The organism is Marinitenerispora sediminis, from assembly GCF_003336425.1.
Lineage (GTDB): Bacteria > Actinomycetota > Actinomycetes > Streptosporangiales > Streptosporangiaceae > Marinitenerispora > Marinitenerispora sediminis.
This window is the reverse complement of sequence record NZ_QEIO01000167.1, coordinates 1-10,341: the sequence shown is the minus strand read 5'-3', so window position 1 is coordinate 10,341 and position 10,341 is coordinate 1. Positions and strand designations below refer to the sequence as shown.

At 75.6% G+C, this 10,341-nt stretch carries 10 protein-coding genes and 1 pseudogene; 5 read left to right on the top strand and 6 right to left on the bottom strand.

Annotation, left to right across the window (positions count from 1 at the left end):
* Both idi and DEF28_RS23095 read left to right on the top strand, forming a co-directional pair.
* Positions 1–594 (top strand): isopentenyl-diphosphate Delta-isomerase (gene idi, locus DEF28_RS23100; RefSeq protein WP_394340379.1); only part of this gene is annotated, 594 nt, incomplete at its 5' end.
* A 239-nt stretch (positions 595–833) separates the two neighbouring features.
* The gene (locus DEF28_RS23095) at positions 834–1,577 is read left to right on the top strand and encodes a hypothetical protein (RefSeq protein WP_114400133.1); all 744 of its coding nucleotides are present in this window, start codon (positions 834–836) and stop codon (positions 1,575–1,577) included.
* 762 nt (positions 1,578–2,339) lie between these two features.
* Here the strand turns inward: DEF28_RS23095 and DEF28_RS23090 are convergent.
* Together DEF28_RS23090 and DEF28_RS23085 are read right to left on the bottom strand one after the other, a co-directional pair.
* Entirely contained in the window at positions 2,340–2,786 is a 447-nt protein-coding gene (locus tag DEF28_RS23090) for a hypothetical protein (protein ID WP_114400134.1), read from the bottom strand.
* A gap of 417 nt (positions 2,787–3,203) precedes the next feature.
* Complete coding sequence (locus DEF28_RS23085) at positions 3,204–3,980, bottom strand: bestrophin-like domain (RefSeq protein ID WP_158562905.1); 777 nt, start codon at positions 3,978–3,980, stop codon at positions 3,204–3,206.
* Positions 3,981–4,269: 289 nt separating this feature from the next.
* Between DEF28_RS23085 and DEF28_RS23080 the strand changes: the two genes are divergently transcribed.
* Positions 4,270–4,902 carry a DUF7691 family protein gene (locus DEF28_RS23080; protein WP_114400136.1) on the top strand — a complete coding sequence of 211 codons (633 nt, stop codon included), beginning with the start codon at positions 4,270–4,272 and terminating at the stop codon, positions 4,900–4,902.
* 180 nt (positions 4,903–5,082) lie between these two features.
* On the opposite strand, the gene DEF28_RS23075 is transcribed toward DEF28_RS23080, so the two are convergent.
* The 4 genes from DEF28_RS23075 to DEF28_RS23060 all read right to left on the bottom strand — a co-directional run bounded on the left by DEF28_RS23075 (position 5,083) and on the right by DEF28_RS23060 (position 9,185).
* Positions 5,083–5,703 carry a cysteine hydrolase gene (locus DEF28_RS23075; protein ID WP_114400137.1) on the bottom strand — a complete coding sequence of 207 codons (621 nt, stop codon included), beginning with the start codon at positions 5,701–5,703 and terminating at the stop codon, positions 5,083–5,085.
* Positions 5,704–5,831: 128 nt separating this feature from the next.
* On the bottom strand, positions 5,832–7,868 hold the full coding sequence (locus tag DEF28_RS23070) for a SpoIIE family protein phosphatase (RefSeq protein ID WP_114400138.1): 2,037 nt from the start codon (positions 7,866–7,868) through the stop codon (positions 5,832–5,834).
* A 138-nt stretch (positions 7,869–8,006) separates the two neighbouring features.
* Complete coding sequence (locus DEF28_RS23065; protein WP_114400139.1) at positions 8,007–8,642, bottom strand: GAP family protein; 636 nt, start codon at positions 8,640–8,642, stop codon at positions 8,007–8,009.
* Positions 8,643–8,657: 15 nt separating this feature from the next.
* Positions 8,658–9,185: a DUF7144 family membrane protein gene (locus DEF28_RS23060; protein WP_114400140.1), complete on the bottom strand. Its 528-nt coding sequence runs from the start codon at positions 9,183–9,185 to the stop codon at positions 8,658–8,660.
* Positions 9,186–9,410: 225 nt separating this feature from the next.
* On the opposite strand from DEF28_RS23060, the gene DEF28_RS23055 reads away from it, so the two are divergent.
* A complete protein-coding gene (locus tag DEF28_RS23055; RefSeq protein ID WP_114400141.1) occupies positions 9,411–9,791 on the top strand; it encodes a hypothetical protein in 381 nt (126 codons plus the stop codon).
* Positions 9,792–10,019: 228 nt separating this feature from the next.
* Positions 10,020–10,341 (top strand): annotated as a pseudogene (locus DEF28_RS29250) (IS982 family transposase); the annotation flags it as partial.

The window sequence follows — 10,341 nt, the reverse complement described above, 5'->3', positions numbered from 1 at the left end:
GCCGGAGAGGGGCCGGCGGGCGGGGACGACGAGCAGATCGTGCTGCTCAGCCCGGAGGGGGAGGCCGTCGGCGTCGCGCCGAAGCGGGCGAGCCACCACCAGGACACGCCGCTGCACCTGGCGTTCTCCTGCTACCTGGTGGACGACGCCGGCCGGGTGCTCATGACCCGGCGGGCGCACCACAAGCCCACCTGGCCGTCCGTGCTGACCAACAGCTGCTGCGGCCATCCCGCTCCGGGGGAGTCGCTGCGGGCGGCGGTGCGGCGGCGGGTCGGCCAGGAGCTGGGGGTGCGGGTCGGCGAGATGGCGCTGGTCCTGCCGGACTTCAGCTACCGGGCCACCATGTCCAACGGGGTCGTCGAGCACGAGCTGTGCCCCGTGGTGCGGGCCCCGGCCATCGGCCCCCTCGCCCCGGATCCCGATGAGGTGGCCGAGGCGGAGTGGTGGGACTGGCCGGACTGCGTCCGGCTGCGGGACGCGGACGAGGCGTCCCCGTGGTTCCGCGAGCAGATGGCGCGCCTGGTGCCGCTGGGCGGCCCGGCCGAGTGGCCGGAGGCGTCGCCGGACCTGCTGCCGCCCGCGGTCACCTGGTGACGGGGAGCGGGCCGCCGGGCGTCGCCCGCTGACAGGGGCCGCTCGGCGGGCGGCGGCCCGTCCGCGGTCGGGGCAAAGCAACTCGGACATCCGCGCCGAATCCCTGGCGAACCAGAGGCGGATGGCCGCGTACCGCCACGCTGCGTAGCCGTTCCGTTGCATCATGGACGGGTGTCCGGTCCGGCGCGGCACGCCGGGCCCGACGCGTGGAGTCACCGGCGGTTCGGACGGGAGGCGGTATGCGGCGGTCCGGCGCGCGGATGGGCGGCACCGGCCTGGCAGGTGCGCGGCAGGTGCGGACGTTGTGGCCGAGGGGCGGCCGCGGCGGGGCGGCCGGGCGCCGCGGATGGCGCGGCCGCAGGCGGGCGGGGCTGGCGGTGTGCACGGCCGCCACCATGCTCGGCTGCCTCGGCGCCGCCCCCGCTCCGCGGTCCCTGGAAGCTGCCGCCAGCCCCGGGAGGGCGCTCGCACCGGCGGTGGACCGCCTCGCCCTGCCCGCGCTTCGCACGTCCGTGCACGAGGAGACCGGTCCGGTCGGCGGCAACGAGCCGCCGCAGAGTCCGCCGGTCCCCGTTCCGGAACCCCCGGCGCCGGAGATCGGGCCACCGGAGCCGGTCGTTCCGGCGCCTGTCCCGCGGCCGCCCGCCGGGCAGCAGCCGCGGTCCACGGCACCCGCGCCCGACACCGCGGAGCTCGCCACCCACCCGGCGTCGCCGCGCGGTCCGGTGCCGCCGGAGTCCTCGGTGCCGCCGGGCGCCGAAGCCTCGCCCAGTCCCTCTCCGAGCGGCACGCCCTCGCCGGAGGCGGTCGCGGTGGGCGCCCCTGCCGCCACCCCGGCGGCGCTGCCGGGAGCGCTGGCGCTCGCCGTGGCCGACGAACCGGCGGACCAGCGCCCGACAGGGCTCCGCGCGGCGTACGTCATGCTGGTCATCGCCCTGCTCGCGACCACCGTCGCGGTCGCTGCCGCGCGCCCCCGGGACTGACGGCCAGGGGAGCACCGCCGTCCGCGGCCCCGGCGCGAACGACGGGCCGCCGTACGCGGCACGGTCACGCTCACCGCCATCAGCGTGTGGCGGCCGAGCCCCTGGCACGCTGCGGCAGCGACGGCGGCCCCGGCCGCCGGGGATGCCCGAGCCGCCCGGTCCGTCCCGGGCACCGTCCCGCCGGGCCCGCGCTGCTCTCTGGAATTCCTGCGGCGTCCGCGCGCCCGTGCGGCCAGGGACGTTGCTCCGCCGCACTGACCGGTCGACCCGGACGCGGGCGGGCCGCGCGAGACTCCAGCCGGATCCGCGCGGGCCGGGCGGGCCGGGCGGGCGGTGGCCTCTGGCCGTGGAGGGGGGTGCGGCTTCCCGTGTTCGGCGATGTGTGCGGCGTGTGGGGGACTGGCCGGTGGGCCGGGTGAGGTACGGCGGGTTCGGCGGCCGGCGCTACTACGGCGGCCTGCGGCGGTGGGGCGATGCGGCGGTCGGGCGATCGGGGTCCACTGTCCGCCGCTCGGTTCTCCGTGCCACGGGTGCGGACGAAGGACTTCGGCCGTGGAGAGAGGAGGCGGCCTCTCCTACTCCGGGACCAGCGGGTGCGATGGGCGGGGACTGGCCGCGGGCTGTGGCGGCCTTGACGACCATGGCGCCGACCGTGTGCGCACCCGGTTTTCCGTGCCACGGGTGCGGGCGGCGCCCTTCGGCCGCCCCAGCCCCGGGGCCCGCGCAGCCCCCGTCAGCCTGCGCGGGACCCGGAAGCCGGCCTCAGCGTCGCGGTGGACCGGCGGGGCCGGCTGTCCCCAGGCCCGCGACCGCCGCGCCGACGAGTGCGGCGAGGCACGGGGAGAGCACCAGCGAGAAGGGGCCGGTGAGCAGCCCGAGCAGGGCGGCTCCGAGACCGGCGGCCGCGCCCGCCCGCGGGCGCGGCGCATCGGCCGCCCGGAGCGCCAGCCATGCGGCGGCCCCGATCCCCGCCACCACCGGCACGGAGGCCACCAGGCCGATGGCGGTGTCCCGGGTGCTGAGATAGCCGAGTTCGGAGTACGCGGCGTGCAACAGCGCCATGACCCACGCGAACGCCACCAGGACGACCAGCAGGCCGACGCCCACCCCGACCAGCGCGCCGATCGCCGCGGCGGCGGCCGGGGAGCGCGCCGCCGTCCCCGCCGTACGCGGTTCACCGCCCGCCGGAACGCGGCGCTCTCGGGTCATCCGGCTGCCTCCCCTGGTCTCGGCGGGCCCCTGGCGGAGTCCGAGACTACGGGCGGAACCGGTGCCGCCGGCAGGTGCCGGCTACTCAGATCGGACTGAGTAGCCGCGCGGAGCCGTCCCGGCGGGGCGCTGTCCAGAGCTGGGCCGGAGATCCGCCCGGGCGGACCTCCTCGCCCGCTCCGCCCCGCTGTGCGGCGGGCCGGCGGGACAGGAGGCGGGACCGGCCCGGCGGCCCAGCATGCGGCCATGCCGATGCGCGCGGGCCCGGCCGGACCGACCGGCACCGGGGGCGCGGCGTGCGTCGGGCGCGGGCGGGGAGCCGGAGGCAGTGCGGAGCCGACGCGCGGACGGGAACGGCCGGCCCTTCCGGGGCCTCGGGCCCCTGGTCGGGCGCGGTGTCCCGCCAGGCGGTTCGGCTCACCCCCGGGCGGACGCTCCGTCCACGAGGGCGAACTGGTCCACGGCCTCGCGCAGCGGCTCGGCCGTGACCCCGAACGGTCCGGCGAACGGATTGTCGAGCAGCGGCGGCATCGTCGCCGTCGCCACGACGAACGCCAGGTTCAACCCGGCCCAGAACACCGTGGCGCGCGAGGCCCGGGCCCCCGCGGCGAACGGCAGCGCGGCGACCGCGAGGGCGGCGACGGCCGTCGCCGCCATCAGCGGTACCGGGATGCTCCGGCCGGCGGTGTTCCCGCGATCGACCCGGAGCCGGACGAGTTCGGCGGTCTGCCGCGCGGCCGCCGCCCGGTCCGCCGCCGTCGCGTGGTTCCGGGCGGTGATCGCCGCCACCCGGGTGTGCAGCCGCTCCAGGTCGGCGGCGCCACTCTCGCTGAGGTCACCGGCCCTGCGCATCGCCGGCCAGTCGCGCTCGACCGCGCTGGTGAGGTACGCGCGCAGGTCCGCCCGGATCGCCGAGCGGTGCGGCTCGGGCAGCGAGCCCGCCGTCCAGTACAGCTGGGTGGCGACCGCTGCCTCGTCCGCGACGGTGCCGCGGGCGGTGCGGTTGCTCTCCCAGCCGATCACGACGCCCAGCGTGGCCGCCACCAGGTAGATGCCGAGCAGTGTCGGCGCGACCATACCGCCGACGGCCCGGCCGTACTCGGCCCCGGAGATCCGGTACCGCCGCACCGCGAGGACTCCGGCGCCAGCGAGCAGCGCCGCGAACGCTATGGCCAGGCTCCAGAACTCGATCATGTCCCTCCGCTGTGCGGTGTCGACGACGCGGGCGTGCCCGCCGGGCCGCGTCCGGTGGTGCGGCGCGGCCTGGCGTGTACGGGGTGAACGGGGAGGGACGGAGAAGGTGCGTGGTGTGACGCAATAGTTGCTCAGTGTAGCGGCGGCTGGTTGGTGGGCGCCGGACAACGGGCGCGCTGGCCGCCCGCCGGCCCCGGCGGGAACCACCCGCGCGGCGACTTCGTCGTAGGGGACGCACGAGGGCGCGCTCCCCGCACGTCCGCACCGCGACCACCCGGGAGCCGAGGACATGGGCTACATCCTCCACCTGCACAGCGTCAGCGTCGCCGAGATCGAGGAGCGGATCCGCGACGGCGACAAGCAGTACCTCGACCGCTGCCGCCAGTGGGCACGGCGGTGGTTCGACCACGGCCCCGGAGAGACCGCCGAGGACCCGCTCCAGGGCGAGAACCGCTCGATCGCCGAGGCGCTGGAGGACATCGCGGCGGGCCGCCCGAAGGACGCCGGCTCCGGTGCGGCCTACGGCTACGCGTTCAAGGCCCTGGTGAACAACTGCGGGGGCGACCCCTTCGACTTCGGCCCGTTTCCCCGGCCGGCCCAGTACTTCTCCGGCCTGAGTGCCCAACTCGCCGAACTCGGTGTGCCCAAGGAGCTGACCCCGGAGGGATTCCTCTTCACCGGAGCGCCCGCGTTCGACCTTCCGTACCCGAGCTGGGGCTTTCCGATGATCGGCCACCTGCCCAACGCCGACGTCGCCCGGATGGGGGAGCACTACGCGGCCGCCGCCGACCAGCTCGGTGACCCCGAGGACACCCGACTCGTCCGGGAGTTCGCCGACTTCGCGGACTTCAACGCGTCCTGCGACGAGTACGAGCGCCAGCACGGCGGGAAGCTCCGCGACCTGGTGGCCGTCTGCCACTGACCCGGATGCCCCCGCCGGCCTGGAACGCCATGGCGGACGGCCCTTCGAGGGCGTGGCGGTCAGAGCCGGCCAGCGGATCCCGGCTATGCCTGCGGCGACCTGGCACCACGACCGCACCGGCGCACTGGTCAGGAGGTCCCTGACCGCCGGTAGCCCCTCACCACAAAAGGGACTACTCGTCTAGGCCGTCTCGGGTGAGGTGAGGACCGCCAGCAGGTCGGCCGCCGTCCGGCAGCCCGCCGTGGCGAGGTCGAGGTTGGCCAGCGACGCCTCGTGGACGCCCTCGGCGGCCGCGGCGACGCAGTCGCGGACCACGTGCACGGTGAACCCGAGGTCGGTGCCGTGCCGTGCGGTCTGCTCGACCGTCAGGTTGGTCGCGACCCCGGTCAGCAGCAGCGTGTCGATGCCGCGGTCGGCCAGCCACTCGGGCAGGTCGCTGCCCGCCAGTCCCGACAGCTTCTGGTTGTCGACCACGCGGTCCCGGGCGTCCAGTACGGACATCTCCGGGATCAGCCGGGTTCCCGGCGCGTCCGGGCGGAACGCCTCCTGGGCGTCGGCGACGGCCGCCATGAACCCGGTGTTGCGCACCAGCTGGCCCTCGTCTTCGGGGATCGTGAACCGGGTGAAGACGATCGGCACACCGGCCGCCCGGGCGGTGGTGTGGAACCGGATCGCCCGCTCCACGACCCCGCTGCGTGCGACGGGGTCGCTGAGCATCGCGCCGAAGAAGCCTTCGGGCCTGATCACGTTGACCTGCCAGTGCAGGGCCAGGACGGCGGTCCGCCGCGCATCGATCGTCATGGACCGATCCTGCCACGGGGGCGGGGGTGCCGCAGCTCCGCGATGGCTCTCGGCGGCGACGCGCGCTGGCGGCTGTGCGGCGCTCGGGCCCCCGGGAGGGCAGCGGTGCGGAGCCGGCCGGCGCCCGCTCAGCTCGGCCGCAGCCGCGCCACGAGGATCGCGATGTCGTCACCGCGGCCGGCCGGCGCCTGCTCGGCGAGGGCCGCGACCGCGACTTCCACGTCGGTCGCCGTCTTGCGCAGGCACTGGCCGGCCCGCTCCAGCCCCTCGTCGATGGGCATGTCCATGCTCTCCACCAGGCCGTCGGTGCACATCAGCAGCGTCTCCCCGGGCGCGAGCCGGCGCGAGGTCACCGGGTACCCGGCGTCGGCGTCGACACCCACCGGCGGCCCGGTCTCGGGCGCCCAGACGTCGAACTCGTCGGGGCTCGCGATGATCACGGGCGGGAGGCCGGCCCACGCGGCGCGCATCTCCCCGGTGTCCAGGTTGAGCACCACGCAGCCGCAGGTCGCGAAGATGAGCTCGCCGGTCTCGGTGAGCAGCCGGTTGGTGGCCGCCAGCACGCGCCCCGGATGGGCCTGGCTGGCCGCGTAGGCCCGGAACGCCACCCGGATCTGCCCCATGGCCGCCGCGGCCTCGACCCCGTGACCCTGGACGTCGCCCACCAGCAGGCCGACCCGGCGGTTCGACAGCCGGGTGACGTCGTAGAAGTCGCCGCACACCCGCCAGTCGGCCCGGGCCGGCAGGTAGCTGGTGGCGACGTCCAGCTCCGGGATCCGCGGCAGCTGCGGCGGCAGCATGCGCCGCTGGATGGCGTCGGCCAGCTCCAGGGCGCTCTGCTGGCGGCTGGCCCGCTGGAGCGCCTGGCCGGCCATTCCGGCGAGGGTGAGCAGCAGCGCCCGCTCGTCCGGCGTGGCACGGCGCGGCTGCGCCCAGCTGACGGTCCACACGCCGAGCACCCGCCGGTGGTCGCCGAGGATCGGTACGAAGGCCCACGACTGGCTCATGCTGGACTCCAGCAGTTCGGACACGGCGGGGAAGCGCTCCAGGACCTCGGGGCGGCTGCTGAAGAACCGCGGCTGCCTGTCCTGGGCGACGGCGCCGACCGGAAGCCGGGAGTCGTCGGCGGGCCGGCCGTCCACGAGGGGTGCGGCGCCGACCGGGGTGGCGGGCGGGGGCCGCAGCCGGAAGACGCCCTCCTCGATGAGCAGCACGCTCGCGGTGTGCCCGCCGAAGATCGTCATGAACTGCTCGGTGAGCAGTGCGGCCACCTCGTCCACGGTCGCCGCCGACACCATCTCCGCGGCGAGCTCGGTGACGCGGCGGCTCTGCGCCGTCTCGATCCTGCGGCGGTCCGCCACCTTGCGGGCCAGCGCCGCGTGCCCGGTGACGTCGGTGGCGACGCCCACCAGCCGGGGGTGTACCGAGCCGAGGCAGCGGCCGCGGGCGTGCAGCCAGCGCTCCGCGCCGTCGGCGGCGAACATCCGGAAGTACTCCTCGAAGTCCCGGCCGTCGTAGCACGCCTCGGCCGCGTCCCGCAGCCGCGCGACGTCGTCGCGGTGCACCCGCGCGAGGAACTCCTCCATCGTGTGGACGTCACCCGCCAGGTCCTGGGTCAGCTCGGACGGACCGTAGATCTCCGCCACCTCGCCGGACGCCAGGTCCAGCGTCCACAGCGCGGCGTCGGCGTTGCGCGCGTGCAGCTCGCTCACGGTGTGCAGCATGTCCAGGTCGGGGGAGAGCCGGTGGCAGAGGACCACCAGGCCGTCGGGTGCGTCCCCGGCGGACGCTGTGGGGAACGCGCCGCCGAGCGGACGGGGTTCGAAGGCGAACCGGTGCGGCTGGCCGTCCGACCCCACGAGGGTGAGCGTCTGCGGTGGTCCGGAGAGCGGCCGTTGCAGGGCCTCCCGGTGCAGCGCCCACCCGTCGGAGGTGTCGGGCCGGGCGAGCAGTTCCGGCCAGGGGCGGTCGCGGACCTCGTCGAGGAGGTGCCCGGTGGCGTCGGTGAAGTACTGGTTGGCGAGGACGAGCCGGCCGGCTCGGTCGGCGACGAACATGGGGAGCGGCGCATGCCGGAAGCCCGCGCCAGCGGGATCCGGGGTTCCGGACGCCAGCGCGGGGTCGGCCGTCCCACCCGACCCAGCGGAGCCGGTCGTGCCGTTCACCTCGACATCATCCCCGTGTCGTCGCCATGGGCCGAATCTGCGCGGGAGGTCTCCCGCGAACGTCCGATTCGGTTAAGTTTAACGAGAAGCACTGCTGTTTGGGCAGGTCAGATTGGGTCTGGGGTGACGTGTGCCGGTTCATCCGCCGGTGACCACCAGCGCGATGAAGATCCCGTAGACCGCGATGTTGACCAGCCACCCGTGCGCCGCCGTCCAGTCGCGCAGCCACGGCATCACCCGCCGCGCCCGTTCGCCCAGGACGAGGAACGCCAGCAGCGGCAGCGCGGCGGCCAGCACCGTGGCGGCCACGAACGGAGCGGCCGCCACGGGCGTGGACCCGTGGTGCGCGAGGTCGATGCCGACGGTGAGCATCACGACGACGTCGGACGGCATGAGCGCGGTCAGCAGCAGCCCGGTGGCCAGAGCCCGTCCCGGCACCGCCGTCGCCAGTTTCCCGAGCCAGCGGGGAGGGGCGGCAGTGCGCCGTCCCGCGTAGCTCCGCAGCGCGAGTAGCAGCAGCAGGCCGACGAGCGCCGCCTGCAGCAGGTCACCGAGCGAACCCCGCTCGCCCGGCCGCCCCATGGGGACCCGCTCGCCGAGCGCGAGCGCGACCCCCCACGCGGCGGTGACCCCGACGGCCACCGCCACCAGCACCCCGCAGAGGTAGCCGAGCGAGACCCGGACCGGCGCGGGGGCCGTGAGGAACCCGATCGCCGCCATGATCTGCGGACCGACCACCATGGTCACGGCGAGCGGCAGCACGTGCAGGCTCACGGCCCCCGGCCCTCTCTAGGGGCGCGGCGGGGGCGCGCCGCCCGTAGCCGGCCGCCCGGGCTCCTCCGTGAGCGGACGGCCGGGCGCGCGCTCTTCGGCCGACCCGCCTGCGGCCGCGCGCCCGGTCGCGGCGTCGGCCCGGCCGGCGAGGTAGCCGGCGGCCGCCTCCTCACGTGGCCAGCCGACGGCCAGCCCGTAGATCACCACGACGTCGAGCGCGACGACCACGAGCGCCCACGTGGGCACCGCGATCACGAACCCGAGCTGGAACAGCACATTGACGCCGGCGAGCACACAGGCCAGCAGCCGGGTCCACGCCTGCCCGCCGATCAGCGCACCGGCCGCCGCCAGCATGACAAGCCCCCACGCCGCAAGCAGCACTCCCCAGGAGACGAGGTTGAGCAGCAGCACCCGGCCGGACCCCGTGACGAACGCGGTGGGTGCCACCACGGCCACGATCCCCTGCACGATGTTGCAGGCGGCCACGATGAGGAGCATCGTCGCGGTGAAGACGCTCCAACCACCCGTGAACGTGTCGGTCATCGATCTCCTCCCCCGCACAAGGCTCCCGAGCCGACCGGCGGGGACACGCCCGCGCCGCCGGCCCACCCGTTCAGCATCTCCCAGGGCAGGGAAAATCCGCGTCCAGGGGGAGGCATGAAAGTTTGACGCCGCCTGCGGGGAGCCGGCCGGCCGCGGCCCGCGTCCTAACCGGGGCCGACGCGACCGGATCCGCCGGCACCTCGCGGCCGAAGGGAGCACAGACCCATGATTGCGCGCAGCCTCGCGGTCTGGAGCGTGAACGCGCTGCTGCTGCTGGCGTCGTCCGCGTCCTGCGAGACCCGCTCGTCGAGCGGGGCGGGAACGGCCCGCACCTCCTGTGAGGACCGGGACTGCACGGTCACCGTGAGCGGGAGCGGCGGATCCGGCGACCTGTGGGAGAGGGGCCGCAGCACCGTCGAGTACCGGGTCGTGCTCGGCAGCGGATCCGAGGCGGACGTCCGCGTGACGTCGCGCGACAGGAGCCAGCGGGAGTCCGGCGACGCCACCGTGCGTCCCGGCGAGAGTGTCGAGCTGCAGGGCTACACGGTCCGCTACGTCGAGTACACCGCCGACGCCGCCACGTTCGAGTTCATCTGGCAGGAATGACCGCCGCGGGGCGCCGACGTACGGCGCCCGGGCGCCACGGGCGCTCCGCGCCTGCGCCGCCGCGGGCCAGCCGCCCGCCGGCCGGGGCACACCAGCAGACGGCGGTGCCGCGCGCGCCGGGCCAGCCCGGCCACCGCGCGGTGCGGCCAGTCGGTGGCGCCCCGAGCTCGTTGATGGGAGTTCGCCGGAACGGCTGTGGGCATGGCGAAGGGCGCCCACGATCAGTGTGTGAAGACAAACCTGGACGCCCTTCTCACCGCACTCTACGTCCATCTCGACGACCACGTCCTGCCTTCGGCCCGGCCGACGCGAACACGCGGACCCCCCGCCTGCTCACCGACGCCGAGCTGGTCTGCGTGGCCGTGGCCCAAGTACTCCTGGGCTGCGATTCCGAGCGCCGGTGGCTGCGCACGGCCCCCACCAGGATCGGCCACCTCTTCCCACGCCTGCTCGGCCAGTCCGAATACAACCGGCGCCTGCGCGCCCTGGGCCCGGTGCTCTTCGCGGCCGCGCAGTGGCTGGCCCGGGCGATCCCCACCTGGCACGAGAA

Bases quoted from the DNA above. Each gene is read 5' to 3' on its own strand.
- DEF28_RS23080 (WP_114400136.1), top strand. From the start codon at position 4,270: ATGGGCTACATCCTCCACCTGCACAGCGTCAGCGTCGCCGAGATCGAG.
- DEF28_RS23075 (WP_114400137.1), bottom strand. From the start codon at position 5,703: ATGACGATCGATGCGCGGCGGACCGCCGTCCTGGCCCTGCACTGGCAG.
- DEF28_RS23090 (WP_114400134.1), bottom strand. From the start codon at position 2,786: ATGACCCGAGAGCGCCGCGTTCCGGCGGGCGGTGAACCGCGTACGGCG.
- DEF28_RS23095 (WP_114400133.1), top strand. From the start codon at position 834: ATGCGGCGGTCCGGCGCGCGGATGGGCGGCACCGGCCTGGCAGGTGCG.
- DEF28_RS23060 (WP_114400140.1), bottom strand. From the start codon at position 9,185: ATGACCGACACGTTCACGGGTGGTTGGAGCGTCTTCACCGCGACGATG.
- DEF28_RS23085 (WP_158562905.1), bottom strand. From the start codon at position 3,980: ATGATCGAGTTCTGGAGCCTGGCCATAGCGTTCGCGGCGCTGCTCGCT.
- DEF28_RS23055 (WP_114400141.1), top strand. From the start codon at position 9,411: ATGATTGCGCGCAGCCTCGCGGTCTGGAGCGTGAACGCGCTGCTGCTG.